Raw genomic sequence first — 16,866 nt, 5'->3', positions numbered from 1 at the left:
GGTCAGGACGCACCCCTGACCGGTCAGGACACATCAAGCACGACGCCCCTCCCATGCCGGTCATGACAGCCCCCCCCACACACATACACGCCGGTCACGACAGCCCGCCCACGCCAGTGAGGACGAACCCCATGCGCCATGTGACAGTCCGGATGACAGCCCAGGGCATCGACCCCGAGCACGCCTACCGGAGGATCAGCGACTTCAGCCGGTACCCCGAACTCACCACCACGGTCCGCGCGGTGGAGGTGCAGCCGCCGCGACCGGACGGTTCCGTGGTCTCCGCGTGGACGGTCGCCTTCCGCAACGGGCTGATGCGCTGGACGGAACGCGACACCTTCTCGCCGGCCACCCGCTCCATCGCGTTCGAGCAGCTCAGCGGCGACTTCGAGACCTTTGAGGGCAGTTGGGCCTGCGCGGCGCACCCGGACGGCACCACCGTCACCTTCCGGGCCTCGTTCGACCTGGGGATCCCCACGCTGGCCGAGATCCTCGACCCGGTGGCCGAGTCGACGTTACGTACGAACATCGAGAAGATCCTCCAGGGTCTGCTCGGCACGGTGTCACCAACCAATCTCGCGGACGCCGCGCATGGCTGACCTCGCCCTGAACCTCGCCCTGGCCCGGCCGCCGGACCCGGGCGAACCATTGCGGGACGAACCCGGCCCGGACACCGAGCACTGCCTGCGCCTGTACGCGAAACTCGCCTCCGGCGTCACCGTGGTCACCACCCAGGGCGGGGACGGGCGGCCCACCGGGATGACCGTCTCCTCCCTCACCTCGCTCTCGGCCCGCCCGCCCCTCCTCCTCGCCTGCCTGCGCAACGGCTCCCACACCCTGTCGGCGATCGGCGGCCAGGGCGTCTTCGCGGTCAACCTGCTCCGGGACAACCAGCGTTCGCGGGCCGCCCGCTTCGCGGATCCGGCCGTCTCACCGGGCGAGCGGTTCCGCGAGATCCCGCTCCGTCCGGTCCTGGGAGCACCCGTCTTCGGCGACGCGCTCGGCTGGTCGGTCTGCCTGGTCGAGGACATCCGCCGCTACGGCGACCACAGCGCCGTGGTGGGACGGGTGGCCGTGGTGCAGGTGGCGTCGGGGCGGCCGTTGCTCTGGCACGACCGGAGGTTCGGGTCGCTGTCCGGTGCCGGGGCCGGGGAAGGGGTGTCCCGGTGACCCTGTTCGCGCCGGGTACTCCCTGCTGGGAACCCGGGGACCCGGCCGGCACGGACCCGCTGTCCAGCGTGTGCGGCCGGATCGGTGCCGATGTCGCGGTGGTGGGCGCGGGACTCGTAGGACTGTCCACCGCCTATCACCTGGCGGAACGCCAACCCTCCCTGGACATCGTGGTGGTGGACGCGCGGCGGCCGGCGGCCGGTGCCAGTGGGCGGGGCACCGGGCTGCTGGGGCCGCGGGTGGGGCCGCCGGTCGACCGGGCGGTGCGGCGGCACGGGCCCGCCGTCGCCCGCCGGATGCACCGGGCCAGCGTCGAGGCCGTACGACATGTCGTGGAGCTGTGCGACCGGCTCGGTGTGCCCTGCGCGGACGGGGAGCAGATCGTCGCGGCGCGCTCCCGTGCCGGGCTGGTGTCCCTGGCGCGACAGGCCGCCGCCTACCGCGCCCTGGACCTGGAGGTGCCCGTCCTCTGCGCCGCCGACATCCGGCGCCGGGTCGACATGCCCTACCACGCGGGTCTGCTCCACCGGCACACCGCCACCCTCGACCCGGCCGCGCTGACGGCGGCGCTGGCCCGGGCCTGCGTGGCCAAGGGAGTACGGCTCTACGGCGGCAGCTCGCTGCGGGAGGTGCGCGGCGGGGACGGGCAGCGGCCCGAACTGGTCTTCCCGCACGGCACGTTGCGGGCGCCGAAGTCGGTGCTGGCGGTGAACGCCGGGGTGGCCGGGCTCGGGCTGCCGGTGGGCACGGTGCTCGGGCTTGAGGTGCACGCGGTGGCGACCGAGCCGCTGGGCCACGAGGCGCGTGCGCTCCTCGGGCACGGTGGCTTGGCGGTGATCGACGCGGTGCCGCTGGCCCCGTACTTCCGCCTCACCGCGGACGGACGGTTGGTGGTCGGGGGCGGTACCGCCCTGTGTCCGGACGGGATCGGGCCCCGCCGCAGGGCCGTGCTGCGGGTGTTCGCGTTCCACCGGCTGGAGCAGTGGTTGCGGGCGCTGCACCCGGCGTTGGCCGGGGTGGAGGTCACGCACCGCTGGGCGGGCGGGATCGGGGTGACGGCGGACGGCCTGCCCGTGGTGGGGCCGGTCCGGGGGCGGCCCGGTGTCTGGTACGCGGGCGGCTGCAACGGGCACGGTCTCGCGATGTCGGTGGCGCACGGCTCCCACCTCGCCGCGGCCCTGCTCGGTGACGGGGACACCGGCGAGCCGCTGCCCTGGCACCGCTCCCGCGCACCCCGGCTACCGGTGTCGGGACCGGCCCGCCCGCTCCTGCGGGCCCACCTGGCCGCGCTGGACCGTACCGCCCGTCGTGCGGCGGGGCCCGCGCTCGGGCCTCGGGGGTGAGGAGCCGTTGTGGACCGTCTGTCCGGCTTCTTCCGGGACTGCCGTACCACCACATGGACCGCCGGCCGCTCCTGCGGGCCCACTTGGCCGCGCTGGACCGTACCGCCCGTCGTGCGGCGGGGCCCGCGCTCGGGCCTCGGGGGTGAGGAGCCGCCGTAGAGCTTCCGTGTCGTAGACCATTCGTCCGACTTCTCTTCGACTGCCGTACCACCACACGGACGCCGGGCTCACCGGGAAAGGAACACCAATGATCGGCACACTGCTGGCAAGGCCGTTGGAGCTCATGGAGGAGAACTTCCGCAGGCCGACCGGGCGAGCCGGGCGGTTCTTCGGGAACCTGATGGCGGTGCAGCACCGGAGTCTCACCGCGTGGACGATCGAGCACATGGACGTGCGCGGCCGTCAGCGGGTGCTGGACGTCGGGTGCGGCGGGGGCATGGCGGTGAAGCTGCTGTCGGGGCGGGCCGCTCAGGGGTTCGTCGCCGGGGTGGACTACTCGATGGAGATGGTCGAGCAGGCCGTAGGGCGCAATCTGCCGGCCGTCGCGCGCGGCCGGGTCGAGATCCGGCACGGGGACTGCTCCCAACTGCCGTACGAGGACTCGTCGTTCGACCAGGTCTGCGCGATCGAGACCTTCTACTTCTGGCCGGATCCCCTGGGCGGCCTCGCCGAGGCGTACCGGGTGCTCAAACCGGGCGGGCAGGTGGCCGTCACGCTGGAGATGAGCCGGGAGGCCGCCGACGATCCGTCACTGACGCAGCGGTTCTTCGGCCGGCGCTTCACCGAGCGCTCGCAGCGGGCGGGGCTGCACATCCTCTCCGGGGACGACCTGGTGGACCGGCTCACCAAGGCGGGGTTCCAGGACGCCCGGTTCGTGGCGGAGCCGCGCCGTTCGCTGGGCTGGGTCTGCGCGCTGGCGCGGAAGTGATGGCGATGGTGATGGCGATGGTGATGGCGATGACTGATGTACGTGATGGTGTGGGGGGTGCGCCCAGGGCCGCCGGACTGCCGTTGCTCGGCAGCGTGCTGGACTTCCGGCGGGACATCCTCCAGGCCATGCACCGGGGGCGTACCGCCCACGGCGACCTGGTCCAGTACCGGCTCGGGCCGGTCGCGGTGCACGGGGTGTCCAGTCCGGAGCTGGCCGCCGAGGTGCTGACCGACACCGGCCGGTTCGGCAAGCTCGGGCCGGACAACCCGCTGCGGCTCGTCCTCGGTGAGGGGCTGCTGACCAGCGACGACCACAAGAGCTGGCTGCGCAACCGGCGGATGATGCAGCCGATCTACACCAAGCAGGCGCTCGCGGGCATGTTCGCGACGATGGGCGTCTCGGCGGCCGAGCAGATCGCGCACATGGCGGACCGCTACCGGACGGGCGCGGTGGTGGACCTGCACACGGAGATGATGCGGGTCACCCTCGACATCGTCAGCCGCTGCATGTTCAGCACCGACGTGAGCCGCACCCTGGCCGGTCTCGGACCGGACGCGGTGGACGTGGCGATCAACTACGCCTTCGACCGGCTGCAGAACCCGCTGAGCCCGCCGACCTCCTGGCCGACCCCCCGCAACCGCCGCTTCCACGAGGTCATGCGGGGACTCGACGACCTCATCCACCGGATCATCGCGGAACGCCGGCAGCCCGACGCCCCCACCGGCAGCGGAGACCTCCTCGACATGCTGCTGGCCGCCCGCGACGCCGACACCGGCCAGGGCATGACCGACCGGGAGCTGCGGGACGAGGTCATCACCACCTTCGCCGCCGGCCACGAGACCACCGCGATCACCCTCACCTGGGCCTTCTACCTGCTCTCCCGGCACCGCGAGGCGCTGGAGCGGGTCCAGCGCGAGGTGGACGGTGTCCTGGGGAACGAAGAACTGCCCACCCCGGACGACCTGGCCGCGATGCCGTACACCCTGCGGGTCTTCGAAGAGGCCCTGCGGCTCTACCCGTCGGCGCCGATCCTGCCCCGGCTGGTGCTGCGGGACACCGAACTGGGCGGCTACCGGGTGCCGGCCGGGTCACGCGTCCTGGTGAACCTGTACGACATCCACCGGCACCCGCGGCACTGGCCCGACCCCGAGCGCTTCGACCCGGACCGCTTCCTGCCGGAGACCGGCAAGGGGCGCCATCGCTTCGCGTATCTGCCGTTCGGCGCGGGGCCGCACCTCTGCATCGGGAAGCACTTCGCGCTCATGGAGGCCCATCTGCTGCTGTGCGCCCTGGTACGCCGCTGGGAGTTCCGCCATGTTCCCTCTCACCGGGTGGTGAACCACGCCACCATCACGCTGCGGCCTCGGTACGGAATGCTGATGACGATGCATCAGCGGACGCCCTCGGCCGCACGCACCGCCCATGTCGCCGGAGAACGGACCTCATGAACGCCGACGCCTCGCTCCTCGACCCCGAGCACATCAACCGGACCCGCTACCGGCCGGGCCAGCGGGCCGGTCACTACGAGAGCTTCTACCAGCGGGGCAACCACCCCACGGAACCCCGCGCGTTCTGGATCCGCTACACCGTGTTCAGCCCCGCGGACATGCCGGAGGCGGCCATCGGCGAGCTGTGGGCGATCTGGTTCGACGGGGTGACCGGTCAGCATGTGGTGGCCAAGGAGGAACACCCCATCGCCGACTGCCACTTCAGCACCGACTCGTTCGGCGCCCGGGTCGGCGACCGCGTGCTGGAACCCGGCGGCCTCAAGGGCGAGGCGCGGGGACCGGACGGCCGGATCGGCTGGGACCTGACGTACACCGGGGACCAGCCGCCGCTGTTCCTGCTGCCGCCGAGGATGTACACGGGCGGGTTCCCCAAGGCCAAGAGCCTGGTCGGCACGCCGCTCGCCCGGTACAGCGGCAGCCTGGACGTCAACGGCGAGGAGATCGACATCGACGGCTGGACGGGCAGCCAGAACCACAACTGGGGCAGCCGGCACACCGACCACTACGCCTTCGGGCAGGTCGCGGGCTTCGACGGGGAGCCCGACAGCTTCCTGGAGGTCGTCACGGCCCGCGCCAAGCTCGGTCCCGTGCACATCCCGCAGGTCACCTTCCTCGTCCTGCGCCACGACGACCGCGAGTACTCGCTCGTGTCCCTGCGCCAGGCGCTCACCGCCAAGGCCGACTTCGGCTACTTCTACTGGGACTTCGCCACGTCCGACGGCACCGTCGACATCCGCGGCCGGATGACCGCACCCAAGGAACGGTTCGTGGGCCTCAACTACTACAACCCGCCCGGTGGGATCAAACACTGCCTCAACACGAAGATCGGCTCCTGCACGGTCGAGATCGCCAACCGGGTCACCGGCAAGCGCACCGCGCTCAAGACCGACAGCCGCGCCCTGATGGAGATCCTCACGGACGACCGTGAGCACGGCATCACCATCCGCGCGTGAGCGGCCCGGTGCCGCTCAGCGAGCGCGTCACGGTCCGGGTGCCGCCGGACACGGCGTACGCCGCCGTCAGCGACGTCACGCGCATGGGGCAGTGGAGTCCGGAGGTCCGCGGCGCCCGCGTACTGGGCGATGCGGGCGCCGTACGCGTGGGAACCCGCTTCGTGGGACTCAACCGCGCCTCGTGGCTGCCCTGGGCCACCCTGTGCACCGTGGTCTCCGCCCGGCCGGGAAGCTGCTTCGCCTTCAAGGTCAGCTTCCTGGGGGTCGCCCTGTCCCAGTGGACGTACCGCTTCAGGGAGGTGCCCGGGGGATGCGAGGTGACGGAGGAGTGGCTCGACCTGCGGTCGGCGATCGCCGGACGACTGCTCACCGCCGTCAGCCCGGCGGTCACCGGCGTGGTCCGGCGCCGCGAGCGCAACCGCGCGACGATGCGGGCGACACTGGCCGCACTCCGGACAGCTCTGGAGGACGACTGAGACGGGAGCTTGGGGCCGGGTTTCTCGCGGGTGGTTGTGGCGGGGGTCTGGAGGGTGCCTGAGGCGGGGGTCCGGCGGGCGGCTGTGGCGGGGGTCTGGAGGGTGCCTGAGGCGGGGGTCCGGCGGGTGGTCGTGGCGGGGGTCTGGAGGATGCCTGAGGCGGGAGTTCGGCGGGAGGCTGTGGCGGGGGCCTGGAGGATGCCTGAGGCGGGAGTCCGGCGGGCGGGCGAGGCGGGAGTCCGGGGGACGTCCGAGGTGGGTTGCTGTCGGGTGGTCGCGGCTGGGGGTGCGGCGGGAGCCGGACGTGTCAGCGGGACCTGCGGCGGTGGTCCAGCAGGAGCGCCATGGCGCCCAGGGCGATCAACCCCGCGTAGGAGGAGCCGCGTTCGCCTCCCAGGGCGGCCGGCGTCCTCGGGTGGTGGACCTGGAGCGCGAACCGCCGGTTGGACGCGTCGGCCAGCAGTCCGCGCAGCTGCTCGGGGCTGGTGGTGGCCGTGACCATCAGGTCCATCGCCGTACGGCCCAGCTGCTCCAGCGAGATGAACTCGCCCAGCAGGGACATCACGATGCCGCGGACCTCGCCCTTGAAGATCTCCGCCAGCGACAGCTCGGGCGCCAGGCAGCGCACCGAGCCTTCGAGGTTGGCGAAGGACTTCCCCAGCAGCGAGATCGAGGGCGCGGAGCCGATGCCCCGCTTGGTGGCCTTCTCCAGCACCGTGGTGAGCGAGACGCCGAAGTTCAGCTCGCCCAGCGAGGCGCTGGAGATCTTGGGGACCAGCGCCGCCATGTCGGCGGCGAACGCCGGCAGGTTCGCCCAGGCGGTGAGCTTCCCCATGTCGGCCCAGGCGCGGGCCAGCCCGTGTCCGTCGTTCTGCGCCAACGCCATGAGCAGCGGCAGCAGTTGGAGGCTGGTCCGCTTGTCCAGGCGTCCCACCATGCCCCAGTCGATCAGGGTCGCGGGGCCGCCGGGCAGCGCGAAGACATTGCCCGCGTGCGGGTCCGCGTGGAAGGTCCGCTGCACGAAGTACCCGCGGTACATGAACCGCAGCAGGTCCTTGCCGATGTCGGTGCGCTCGCTGTCGCTGAACGACCTGGGGTCCAGATGCCGTACCGACATGCCCGGAGCCATCGACTGCACCAGCACCCGGGGTGTGGCGAGGAGGACCTCGGGGACGGCCAGGGTGCTGAAGGCGCGGGCGGCCTCCCGGCCCTCCTCCATGTTGCGGGCCTCGCCGGTGAAGTCCAGTTCGGGTTCCATGGCGTCGAAGATCGAGCCCAGCATCGCCTCGACGTCGATGACCTCGTTGAACCGCGGTGCCGCCCGGGCCACGATGCGGGAGGCCCGGCGCAGCAGGGCCATGTCGGCCCGTACCGCCTCGCGGATCTCCGGCCGCTGGATCTTCACCACGGCCTCCCGGCCCCCGGGCAGGGTCACCCGGTAGACCTGGGCCAGCGACGCCGCGCCCAGGGGCTTGGTGGTGTCGATGTCGTCGAACCTGAGTTTCCAGTCGGGGCCGAGATCCTTCTCCAGGACCGGCTCGAACAGGGAGAACGGCTGCACGTCGACCTGGTCGTGCAGGTTCTGGAACTCGGCGATCATCGACGGCGGCACCATGTCAGGCCGCGTGGACAGGATCTGACCGAGCTTCACATAGAACGGGCCCAGGCTCTCCAGCGCTTTTCGTACGGCTCTTGCGCGTCGTCGGGCGTCCCCGGCGGCGGATTCCTCATCCTCCGCCGGGGACCGGCCGTTCCCCTTGGATCTCCCGCGTTCCCGCGCCGTGTGACCGACCTCGTCGGCGATCAGACTGCCCAGCACCTTCACGACCAGCCGGAGCCGGTCGCCGATCAAGGTCCTCACGACGCGGGTTCCCTCCTAAGGGTTCTGCGGAAGCCGGCCCGGCGCACCGGGCACGGACCGCGGGTCAACGGCCTTGTGCCGGGGCGGCGTCGGTCAGCCCTTCTTGGCCGGCGGACGGACTCCGGCACTCGCCGCGACATCACTGATCGCGTCGAGGGAACTGACCAGCGTGGCGAGCAGGTCGGTCAGCCTGGCGATCTGCTGGGGCAGGGTCGCCAGGGATTCGGCCAGCCCGCCGAGACCGCCCACGGCACCGGGCAGACCCGCCGCCGCACCGGCGAGTTGTCCTACGGCCGCGAGCGGATTGGCGGAGTTGGACGAGCCGGCCAGCCCGGCGAGGGCCGCCGCCGCCGGATTCGCGCCCGCCAGGACGGCGAGCGGGTTGGCGTTCGCGAGTGCGGCCAGGGGGTTCACCGGACCGGAGTTCCGGTCCGAGGAGGCGCCCGCCAGGAGGGCGAGCGGGTTGGCGCCGGCGAGTGCGGCCAGGGGGTTCATGCCACCGCCGCCGAACGCCGCCATCGCCTGCAGTGCCCCGAGGGGCGTCCCGGCGAGGGCCGCCATCGGATTGCCGGAGCCGAACCAGTCCGGATAGTCGGACTTCCTGGACTTGTTCGGCGGGTCGAGGAAATCGTTGAACGCCTTGTTGGAACTGTCGGCGATGTCGCCGAGTAAGTTCTTGATGGTGTCCTGGGTGCTCGGTTTGTCAGCCACTTTTTCGGGTGTCCTTCCCTAGGGGCATCATGGAATTCGCCAGGATGCCCAACCTTTTTTCGGTCATCCGCAGGATTCGCCCAGGGACTGGGTGCACATGTGCCGGAGCCTCGCTCTGCCACGTGTGAAAGCACCCTCGGCGGCCTTTACGGAGATCTGGTTGATGCGGGCGAACTCGACGATGGAGATCCCGTCGGCCCGCGCGAGCATCACCTGCCGCTCACGGCCGCGGAGCTGGCCGGCCTGCCGGAGCAGCCAGCGACCGAATTCCTGGTCGCAGACGGCTTCCTCCAGCATCTCCGGCTCCCCGTCGGTGATGCGCAGCAACAGCCGCTGCCAGCGCTCCCGTTCCCGGTAGCTGTCGATGCACAGTCGCATGGCGACCGTGGTCAGGAACGCCCCGAGCCGGTCGCGGTCCAGGTCGCGGTGGGTCGCCGCCCGCAGCATGGCCTCCTGGACGCAGTCCTCGGCGTCATGCGGATTGGGCAGTCGGCGGCGCACCAGACGCAGGAGGCGCTCGCGATGCTGAAGGACTTCAGTCCAGAAGGAATCGCGGCATAAGTGCATGCGCATCACCAATGATCGAACGAAAGAAATGTTCCCGGCGATTGGGTTCACGCACACCCTCATGCGACGAAAATCCCCTCCACTCTTTCCACCCCCTCGCCCTTCCTTTTCATTATCTGCTGGAAGCACCCGCTTTCTGCCCTGGGGGGAGGTGGTTAACCCGCGCATCACGCCCTTCCTTCGTTTGAATGAGAAAATGAGAAGGGATAACAGTATCTTCGGTTCGGTTGATCCACGGTTCGCTGCGGTCGGCCGGAATCGCCGCTTCGCCTGACGGTCGGCAGCTCGGCCGCTACTGTCCTGGACCGTGGAGGAAAGTGGACCAGAGACCCTCCGGTTCTCCCTGCTCGGCCCGCTGCGTGCCTGGCGGGGTCCCGCCGAACTGGCGCTCGGCTCCCCGCAGCAGCGTGCCGTGCTGGCGACGCTGCTGCTGAGCCGGGGGCAGGCGGTCGGTGTGGCCGATCTCGTGGACGGGGTCTGGGGCGCGCGGCCGCCTCAGGGTGCTGTCGCGGTGGTGCGCACCTACGTCTCCCGCCTGCGCAAGCTGTTCGAGCCCGAGCGGACGCCGGGGCGGCCGTCCGGACTCCTGGTCTCCATCGGGGACGGATACGCCCTGCGTACCGACCGGGTCTCCAGCGACCTGGCCGAGTTCGAGGAGGCGGTGGCGCGGGCGGAGCTCGGCCGGGCCGCCGGTGACAGGGCCGGCGCGGTCCGGTCGCTGCGTACCGTGCTGGCCGCCTGGGGCGGTGCGGCACTGGGCGGCGTGCCGGGGCCGTACGCCGAGGTCGCGCGGACCGATCTGGCCGAACGGCGGCTGGGCGCCGTGGAGTTGGGGCTGTCCCTGGAGTTGGAGCTGGGCCGGCACGAGACGGTGGTGGCGGAACTGCTGGCGCTGCGCGACGCGCATCCGCTGCGCGAGGCCGTGAGCGAGCTGCTGCTGACCGCTCTCTACCGGTGCGGGCGGCAGGCCGAGGCACTGGAGGCCTACGCGAGGACGCGCCGCACGCTGGTCGACGAACTGGGCATCGAGCCCGGCCCGTCCTTACGCGCCGTCCACGCACGGCTGCTGGCCGGGGACCCCGGGCTCGCCGGGCCGACGCTCCACGGACCGACCGGTGACACCCACCCCCCGCCCGGTCCGCCGGCCCGCCGGACCAGCGCCGTGGGCCCCGCCCAACTCCCCGCCGACCTGCCCCTGTTCACCGGTCGCCGGACCGAACTCGACCATGTCGCCGCCCTGTTGCCCGAGGGCGACGGCCCGCCCGGCACCGCGGTCATCGCCGTCGTCGACGGCATGGCGGGGACCGGCAAGACCACGCTCGCCGTGCACTGGGCCCACCGGATAGCCCACCGCTTCCCCGACGGCAGCCTCTACGTCAACCTCCGCGGCTACGACCCGCACGGCTCCCGGATGCTTCCCGGCTCGGCGATCGAGATGTTCCTCGTGGCGCTCGGCGTGGCCCCGCAGGACGTCCCGGAGGGACTCGACGCGCGGGCCGCCCTCTACCGCAGTGTCCTCGCCGACCGGCGCGTGCTGATCGTGCTGGACAACGCCGGTGACGCCGGGCAGGTACGGCCGCTACTGCCCGGCACACCCGGCAGCCTCGTCGTCGTCACCAGCCGCAGCCGGCTCGGCGGCCTGGTCGCGGGGCACGGGGCGCACCCGCTCACGCTGGATCTGCTGAGCGCCGGGGAAGCGTACGGACTGCTGACCCGGCGGCTGGGCCGCGCCCGCGTCGACGCCGAACCGGAGGCCGTCGCCGCGATCGCCGATCTGTGCGCGCGGCTGCCGCTGGCCCTGGCCATCGTGGCGGCCCGCGCCGCCCACCACCCCGGGTTCCGGCTCGCCGACGTCGTCGAGGAACTCCGGTACCACCACGGCAGCCTCGACGCGTTCGTCGGCGACGACGCCGGGACCGACGCCCGTGCCGTGTTCTCCTGGTCGTACCGGGCACTCTCGCCCGGGGCGGCCGGACTCTTCCGCCGGCTCGCCCCGCATCCCGGCCCCGACATCAGCACCGCCGCGGCCACCGCGCTGACCGGCGCGCCACCACGGGAGGTCCGCGCCCTGCTGACCGAACTCACCGGGGCGAGCCTGCTCATCGAACGGGCCCCCGGCCGGTTCGTCCTCCACGACCTGCTGCGCGCCTACGCCGGCGAACTCGCCGATGCCGAGGACAGCGAGAGCGCCCGCGGCGCGGCCCTGTCGAGGATGCACGACCACTTCCTGCGCACCGCCCACAACGCCTCGTCGGTCCTGGACCCGTTCCGCGAGACGATCGCCCTGCCGCCGGGCACGACGGGCAGCGAGCCCCTGCGGTTCGAGGACCGGGCGCGGGCCACCGCCTGGCTGCGCACGGAGCGGTACGTCCTGCGCGCGATCGTCCAACACGCCGCCGCCCACGGCTACGACGAACACGCCTGGCGCACCGCCGCGAACTTGGACGTCTACTTCAACCGGCTCGGTTTCTGGCACGACCTCGTGGAGATCAACAGCGCGGCGCTGGGCGCGGCACAGAAGCTCGGCGATCCCCTCGGCCAGGCCTATTCCCTGTGCGGCCTGGGCATGGCCCACGCCCAACTCCACCACGCCCAGCCCGCGTCGGAATCCCTCGAACGCGCGCTGGACCTGTTCCGTGCCGTCGGCGACCCGCTCGGCCGGGCCCGGGTCCATCGTGCCCTCGCCTACCTGGGCAACCGGACGGACCGGCGCGCCGCCGCCGTCGACCACTACGCACAGGCCCGCGATCTGTTCCGGGCCGAGGGCGACCTCAACGGCGAAGCCGGTGTGCTCAACCAGGTCGCCTGGACGTACATCCTGATCGGCGACCACGCCACAGCCCTCGACCGCTGTCGGGAGAGCCTTCTCCTCTACGACGAGACGGGCGACCCCTACGGAGCGGCCTCTACGCGGGACACCCTCGGTTACGCCTATCACCACCTCGGCCAATACCCCGAGGCGATCGGGCAGTTCGAGCGGTCGGCGCGGCTGTTCGCCACGATCGGCGACCGCTATCTCGAAGCCGACGTCCTGCGTCACCTCGCCGACGCCCATGGCGCCACCGGCGACCGGGACGCGGCCCGCGAGGCGCTGCGGTCGGCACTCGCGCTGCTGGAGGAGATCGGCCACCCGGACGCCGAGGACGTGCGCGGGACGCTGCTCGGCTGATCAGCAGGCCACGTCCGGCGCGTCCTCCCGCACGTCCTCCACCACGATCCCGTGTTCCCGCAGGGCCAGCCGCAGGCTGCGCAGGGCGTAGTACACGCGGGACTTCACGGTGCCCCGCGGAATCCCCAGGTCGTCCGCCGCCTGCTGGGTGGTGCGGTCCGCGAAGAACGTCGCCCGGAGCACCTCGCGGTGCGCGGGCGTGAGCATCTGCAGGGCCTTGTGCAGCACCATGGACGACAGCATCCGTTCGATGTCGTCCACCTCGGCGCACATGTCGCCCAGCCAGGTGGTGCCGCTGATCTCCAGCGGGCGCGCCAGCCGGGTGCGGTGCGCGTCGATGACGAGGTTGCGGGCGACCCGGAACATCCAGGGGCGTACGGCCATTCCCTCGTCGTCGGTCAGGTTCCCGTTGTTCCAGCAGCGCAGCAGCGTCTCCTGGAGGACGTCCTCCGCGCGGTGCGTGTCCCCGTCCAGCATGCGCAGCACGTACGCGTAGAGGGCGGGGCCGTGTTCCAAGTAGAGGTCGCGCAGCGCCTGTTCCTCGGGCGAGACCGCGCTCGCCGATCCGATGGCCGTCACGTTCATGGAAGTGCTCCTGCTTCTCCGCCTGACCGGCTCCGGCCGGTTGCGGGCCGGAGCCGGGTCTCCTGGGGAAGGGAGTGTTCCGAGGGACGGTCCACGTCCGTTTGACGCCCGTTGTACGAGGCGATTGACGGGCCGGTCAGTGCCGGTGCGCGGGGTTCAGGCGTAGGCCGCCTCCAGCGCCTGCACATATCTGTGGACCTGTTCGGCGAGTTCGACGTGGCCAGGCGGCAGCGGACCACGACGGTTCAACACGCCCCACATGTGCAGCAGTTCGCGTCCGTGGGCGACGGCGGTCCGGGAGTCGTCGAGCTGCTGCCAGGCCGCCGCCGCCCGCGCCACCTCCGTCGGCGCCCGTTCGTCCCCGGCCCCGCACCGGATCCGGGCCACGGCCAGCGCCAGTACGACGGCCTCGCGGTAGTCGCCGCGCAGATGCGCGAGGTACGCCTCCACGGCCCGCGCCTCCACCGCGTGCGGATGCTCGGCGCCCACCGAACCGGCCAGGCTCACGCGCAGCGCGGTCGCGTCGGCGAACGCCTCGTCGAGCCGGCCGGCGGTCGCCAACGCGTTGATACGGCCGAGCCGTTCGGCGAGTTCGGCGGGGAGTCCGTCGGCAGCGGGCTCGGGCGCGGGGGCGGAGGCACGGGCGGCGGCCATGGCACGGGCGCGGGCGACCGCGGAGGCGACGGCGGAGACAGGGGCAGGGGCTGAAGCAGGGGCTGGGGCAGGGGCTGGGGCAGGGGTGGCGGCGACGAGGGCTGTCTCGGGTTCCGGGGGTGCCGCCTCCTCCATGTCGAGGACGCGGCTGGAACCGTCCGGCGACACCTGGAGGACGAAGTGGGCGGCGCCGGGACCGTCGTTCACCGTCGCCTCGACGGCGACGGCGCGCTCCTGCGCGTACCGCTGCAACTGGTCCAGTACCGCCTCGTGCACGGACTGGCCCGGCATCGGGACGAGCGGGTGTCCGTCGATCTCGGCGAGTCCGTCGTCGGAGATGTGCACCTTGAACTGGTCGATGACCGTCGTCTCCATGACCGTGGTCTCCATGGCTGTCCTCCTCATGTGCCGGAAGTGGCGGTGTCGGTGGGTGTGACGCCGGGGGTGGCGCCGGCGGGCGGGGCGCCGACGCCCTGGTACTTGGCGAACTGGGCACGTATGGCGAGGACGTAGCTCAGGGCGTCGTTCGACTGCGGGACGCCCTTGGCCGCCGTCACGGCGTCCATCCCGATGGCGTAGCCGGCCAGGGCGAGGTCCAGGACGCTGTTGGTGGTGTTGCCGTCCTTGTCGGTGGTCTTCACGACCGTGCCGTTGTCGAGCAACGTCTGTCCCTGGCCCGCCAGATCGCACATGTAGCGGCCCAGGGCCATGATCGAGTCCTTGTTGTCCGTGGCCTGCGTCTTGCCGTTGCCGTCGTCGTCCTTGCCGTACTTGGCGAAGATGTCCGGTGTCAGCTGTGAGATGCCCGTCTCGCCTTTCGGACCGACCAGGGTCGAGTTGAAGCCGGACGCCTTCTCCAGCTGGGAGGCGATGACGATCGGGCCGATCGCATCGCACTCCTCGCCGGCCTTCTGGATGGGGTCCACCAGGTCCGAGGGGACGGTGGCGGTGTCCAGCTCGCCCTTCCCGTCGCCCTGGAGGATGACGATCATCTGGTTCGCGGTGTCGTTGTCGCCGCTGTAGTCGTCGGCGCTGCCGCCGCCTCCGCCGAAGAGCAGGATCAGCGCGATGAGCGGGGCCAGCAGGACCCCGAGCCCGCCGAAGATGATGATCAACGGTACGGCGCCCGCCACGGCGAGCGGGATCATCACGCAGCCGCCCACGCCGGCGCCGGCCACGCCGTACATGACGGCCTTCGAGCCCGCGCCGTCCTCGCTGTCTCCCGCACCCATCCGCGTCCTCCGCCTTCTTCGGTTCGTCTTGAACCGCTGTGGCCACATGGCCCGTTGTGCTGTCCGTCGGACCCGGTAGACCGAAACGGGCCCCGCAGCGAAAAAGTTCAAAACAGTGGAAACCGGATGAGCCAGAACAGCGGAAGCACGAGGCGAGAGGGGGGCGGGACAACATCATGAGCACTCCTTCGGCACCACAGCCGGACCCGCGGTCATGGGTACGGGGGCCCAGGTCCGCACAGTCCACGCAGCCGGCACGCCCGGCGGCGGACGGCGGCACGGCCGCCCCCGTCGGACCTCCCGCACCCGCCGGATACCAGGCCCCCGTCGGACAGACGGCGTACTCCCCGCACCAGGGCTTCGGCGGTGGGCTGCCGTCCGCACCGGTACGGCAGGGGGCGCCGGCACCGCGGGCGCAGCCCGTCGTGGAGCCCGCCCCGCGGCCGGTCGCTCCGGTCGCTCCCCGGCCGGCGGCCCCCGCCGTACGGCAGACCACCGGCCCCGGGACCATGGCGCCCGCCCCGCGGCAGGCCGCCCCCCGGTCCAACGCCCCCGCGCGCACGGTCACTTCGGGCCGGCCGACGCGGCCGAGGACGGCGGGGCGCGGCAGGCCGCGTGAGGACGTCGGGTGGGTCAAGGCGCACGGCGGCTCCGGCGCCACCTCGCTGGTCGAGGCCCTCGGCGGCGTGGACATGGGCGCCCGCTGGCCGGAGCCCGCGCGGGGCGAGCCGTACCGGGTCGTCCTGGTCGGCCGGACCAGCGCGAGCGGACTGCGGTCCGTGTCCCAGGCGCTCGGCGCGCTCAGGGACGGCACGGCCCCGCAGGGGCTCGAACTGCTGGCCGTGGTGCTCGTCGCCGACGCCCCCGGACGGCTGCCGCTCAGCCTGCTGCGCCGCATCCGGGTGCTGCGCTCCGTCGCCCGCGTGCACCGCGTGCCGTGGATCCCGGCATGGCGCACGGACGGCCGGCTGAAGCACATCCCCGGGCAACTCGTCACGCTCTCCCGGCTGGTGGGCAGCGACGTCTACGGCGAGGGAGCCCTGTCGTGAGCCAACTCCTCACCGCCACGCGGTACTTGGCCGACGGGTTCGACCCGGGCGGCGACGGTCAGCTGATCATCAACACCCTCTCCTGGTGCGCCTCGGCCTGCGGCGTCGCCGGACTGATCGTCGTCGGCATGCAGATGGCGCTCCAGCTGCGCCGCGGCGACCCGGGCGAGGGCGGTGAGCACTTCCGCGGGGTCTTCTTCGTCGTCCTCGCCTGCGTGGTCGCCACCTCGGCCGGTCCGCTCGTCACGTTCCTCGGCGACCTGACCCTGCAAGGTCCCTGAGCCCAACAGGCCTTCCCGTACCGCCCGTTCACCCTTTCGCCCACCGCGCACGCCGGGCGCCGACTCCTCGGAGAACCCTCATGTCCGCAACGCTCCACGAAGCCTCCAGCATCCTCGCCGCCACCGTCCCGCAGCCGACGAGCAACGCCCCCTCCGAACTGACCACCAAGGTCGACCTCGTCCTCGGCATCCTCGCCTGGGCCGGCACCGCCGCCGGCGTCTGCGGCGTCCTGGTGACCGGCGCGATGATGGCCATCTCCGTGAAGCGGGGCGAGAGTTCGGAGCACATGAGCCGCCTCGGCATGGTGCTCGGCGGCTGTGTGCTGGTGGCCACGGCCGGCCCGCTCGTCCAGTTCGTCTTCAACTAGAGGGCGCG

General features: G+C 72.0%; 17 protein-coding genes. 11 read left to right on the top strand and 6 right to left on the bottom strand.

Features of this window, described 5'->3' with window-relative positions:
• The first annotated feature begins 131 nt into the window (after positions 1 to 131).
• The 7 genes from OG226_RS19285 to OG226_RS19255 all read left to right on the top strand — a co-directional run bounded on the left by OG226_RS19285 (position 132) and on the right by OG226_RS19255 (position 6,381).
• The gene (locus tag OG226_RS19285) at positions 132 to 599 is read left to right on the top strand and encodes a type II toxin-antitoxin system RatA family toxin (protein WP_329349569.1); all 468 of its coding nucleotides are present in this window, start codon (positions 132 to 134) and stop codon (positions 597 to 599) included.
• Positions 592 to 1,170: a flavin reductase family protein gene (locus OG226_RS19280; protein ID WP_328679442.1), complete on the top strand. Its 579-nt coding sequence runs from the start codon at positions 592 to 594 to the stop codon at positions 1,168 to 1,170. The genes OG226_RS19285 and OG226_RS19280 overlap by 8 nt, the downstream gene beginning before the upstream one ends.
• Positions 1,167 to 2,513, top strand: a complete 1,347-nt coding sequence (locus tag OG226_RS19275; protein WP_329349568.1) for an NAD(P)/FAD-dependent oxidoreductase — start codon at positions 1,167 to 1,169, stop codon at positions 2,511 to 2,513. The genes OG226_RS19280 and OG226_RS19275 overlap by 4 nt, the downstream gene beginning before the upstream one ends.
• A gap of 247 nt (positions 2,514 to 2,760) precedes the next feature.
• The gene (locus OG226_RS19270; RefSeq protein WP_329349567.1) at positions 2,761 to 3,441 is read left to right on the top strand and encodes a class I SAM-dependent methyltransferase; all 681 of its coding nucleotides are present in this window, start codon (positions 2,761 to 2,763) and stop codon (positions 3,439 to 3,441) included.
• A 29-nt stretch (positions 3,442 to 3,470) separates the two neighbouring features.
• A complete protein-coding gene (locus OG226_RS19265; protein WP_329349566.1) occupies positions 3,471 to 4,892 on the top strand; it encodes a cytochrome P450 in 1,422 nt (473 codons plus the stop codon).
• A complete protein-coding gene (locus tag OG226_RS19260) occupies positions 4,889 to 5,905 on the top strand; it encodes a hypothetical protein (RefSeq protein WP_328679434.1) in 1,017 nt (338 codons plus the stop codon). The genes OG226_RS19265 and OG226_RS19260 overlap by 4 nt, the downstream gene beginning before the upstream one ends.
• On the top strand, positions 5,902 to 6,381 hold the full coding sequence (locus tag OG226_RS19255) for an SRPBCC family protein (RefSeq protein WP_329349565.1): 480 nt from the start codon (positions 5,902 to 5,904) through the stop codon (positions 6,379 to 6,381). Before OG226_RS19260 ends, OG226_RS19255 begins: the two co-directional genes overlap by 4 nt.
• Positions 6,382 to 6,688: 307 nt before the next feature.
• Here the strand turns inward: OG226_RS19255 and OG226_RS19250 are convergent, their stop codons facing one another.
• The 3 genes from OG226_RS19250 to OG226_RS19240 all read right to left on the bottom strand — a co-directional run bounded on the left by OG226_RS19250 (position 6,689) and on the right by OG226_RS19240 (position 9,520).
• Positions 6,689 to 8,242, bottom strand: a complete 1,554-nt coding sequence (locus OG226_RS19250; protein WP_328679430.1) for an ABC1 kinase family protein — start codon at positions 8,240 to 8,242, stop codon at positions 6,689 to 6,691.
• Between the two features lie 93 nt (positions 8,243 to 8,335).
• Complete coding sequence (locus OG226_RS19245) at positions 8,336 to 8,953, bottom strand: hypothetical protein (protein WP_328679428.1); 618 nt, start codon at positions 8,951 to 8,953, stop codon at positions 8,336 to 8,338.
• 63 nt (positions 8,954 to 9,016) lie between these two features.
• On the bottom strand, positions 9,017 to 9,520 hold the full coding sequence (locus tag OG226_RS19240; protein WP_327407097.1) for an RNA polymerase sigma factor: 504 nt from the start codon (positions 9,518 to 9,520) through the stop codon (positions 9,017 to 9,019).
• A gap of 307 nt (positions 9,521 to 9,827) precedes the next feature.
• Between OG226_RS19240 and OG226_RS19235 the strand changes: the two genes are divergently transcribed.
• Positions 9,828 to 12,689, top strand: coding sequence for an AfsR/SARP family transcriptional regulator (locus tag OG226_RS19235; RefSeq protein ID WP_329349564.1), 2,862 nt, complete (start codon positions 9,828 to 9,830; stop codon positions 12,687 to 12,689).
• Here OG226_RS19235 and OG226_RS19230 read toward each other — a convergent pair whose 3' ends face one another.
• The 3 genes from OG226_RS19230 to OG226_RS19220 all read right to left on the bottom strand — a co-directional run bounded on the left by OG226_RS19230 (position 12,690) and on the right by OG226_RS19220 (position 15,160).
• Positions 12,690 to 13,274 (bottom strand): sigma-70 family RNA polymerase sigma factor, encoded by a 585-nt coding sequence (locus tag OG226_RS19230; protein ID WP_328679424.1) that lies wholly within the window; start codon positions 13,272 to 13,274, stop codon positions 12,690 to 12,692.
• Between the two features lie 156 nt (positions 13,275 to 13,430).
• On the bottom strand, positions 13,431 to 14,318 hold the full coding sequence (locus tag OG226_RS19225; RefSeq protein ID WP_329349563.1) for a hypothetical protein: 888 nt from the start codon (positions 14,316 to 14,318) through the stop codon (positions 13,431 to 13,433).
• An 11-nt stretch (positions 14,319 to 14,329) separates the two neighbouring features.
• The gene (locus OG226_RS19220) at positions 14,330 to 15,160 is read right to left on the bottom strand and encodes a lytic transglycosylase domain-containing protein (protein WP_328679420.1); all 831 of its coding nucleotides are present in this window, start codon (positions 15,158 to 15,160) and stop codon (positions 14,330 to 14,332) included.
• Positions 15,161 to 15,336: 176 nt separating this feature from the next.
• Between OG226_RS19220 and OG226_RS19215 the strand changes: the two genes are divergently transcribed.
• The 3 genes from OG226_RS19215 to OG226_RS19205 all read left to right on the top strand — a co-directional run bounded on the left by OG226_RS19215 (position 15,337) and on the right by OG226_RS19205 (position 16,858).
• Complete coding sequence (locus OG226_RS19215) at positions 15,337 to 16,209, top strand: hypothetical protein (RefSeq protein ID WP_329349562.1); 873 nt, start codon at positions 15,337 to 15,339, stop codon at positions 16,207 to 16,209.
• Positions 16,206 to 16,490: a hypothetical protein gene (locus tag OG226_RS19210; RefSeq protein WP_328679416.1), complete on the top strand. Its 285-nt coding sequence runs from the start codon at positions 16,206 to 16,208 to the stop codon at positions 16,488 to 16,490. The genes OG226_RS19215 and OG226_RS19210 overlap by 4 nt, the downstream gene beginning before the upstream one ends.
• 80 nt (positions 16,491 to 16,570) lie before the next feature.
• Complete coding sequence (locus tag OG226_RS19205) at positions 16,571 to 16,858, top strand: hypothetical protein (RefSeq protein WP_328679414.1); 288 nt, start codon at positions 16,571 to 16,573, stop codon at positions 16,856 to 16,858.
• Positions 16,859 to 16,866 lie beyond the last annotated feature (8 nt).

Origin of the sequence: Streptomyces sp. NBC_01261 (assembly GCF_036226385.1) — a bacterium.
GTDB lineage: Bacteria > Actinomycetota > Actinomycetes > Streptomycetales > Streptomycetaceae > Streptomyces.
This window is presented reverse-complemented; position numbering and strand designations above follow the sequence as displayed.

Coding starts and splice junctions, on each gene's coding strand:
- OG226_RS19285 (WP_329349569.1), top strand. CDS start 132: ATGCGCCATGTGACAGTCCGGATGACAGCCCAGGGCATCGACCCCGAG.
- OG226_RS19280 (WP_328679442.1), top strand. CDS start 592: ATGGCTGACCTCGCCCTGAACCTCGCCCTGGCCCGGCCGCCGGACCCG.
- OG226_RS19270 (WP_329349567.1), top strand. CDS start 2,761: ATGATCGGCACACTGCTGGCAAGGCCGTTGGAGCTCATGGAGGAGAAC.
- OG226_RS19265 (WP_329349566.1), top strand. CDS start 3,471: ATGACTGATGTACGTGATGGTGTGGGGGGTGCGCCCAGGGCCGCCGGA.
- OG226_RS19260 (WP_328679434.1), top strand. CDS start 4,889: ATGAACGCCGACGCCTCGCTCCTCGACCCCGAGCACATCAACCGGACC.
- OG226_RS19240 (WP_327407097.1), bottom strand. CDS start 9,520: ATGCACTTATGCCGCGATTCCTTCTGGACTGAAGTCCTTCAGCATCGC.
- OG226_RS19230 (WP_328679424.1), bottom strand. CDS start 13,274: ATGAACGTGACGGCCATCGGATCGGCGAGCGCGGTCTCGCCCGAGGAA.
- OG226_RS19225 (WP_329349563.1), bottom strand. CDS start 14,318: ATGGAGACCACGGTCATGGAGACGACGGTCATCGACCAGTTCAAGGTG.
- OG226_RS19220 (WP_328679420.1), bottom strand. CDS start 15,160: ATGGGTGCGGGAGACAGCGAGGACGGCGCGGGCTCGAAGGCCGTCATG.
- OG226_RS19215 (WP_329349562.1), top strand. CDS start 15,337: ATGAGCACTCCTTCGGCACCACAGCCGGACCCGCGGTCATGGGTACGG.
- OG226_RS19205 (WP_328679414.1), top strand. CDS start 16,571: ATGTCCGCAACGCTCCACGAAGCCTCCAGCATCCTCGCCGCCACCGTC.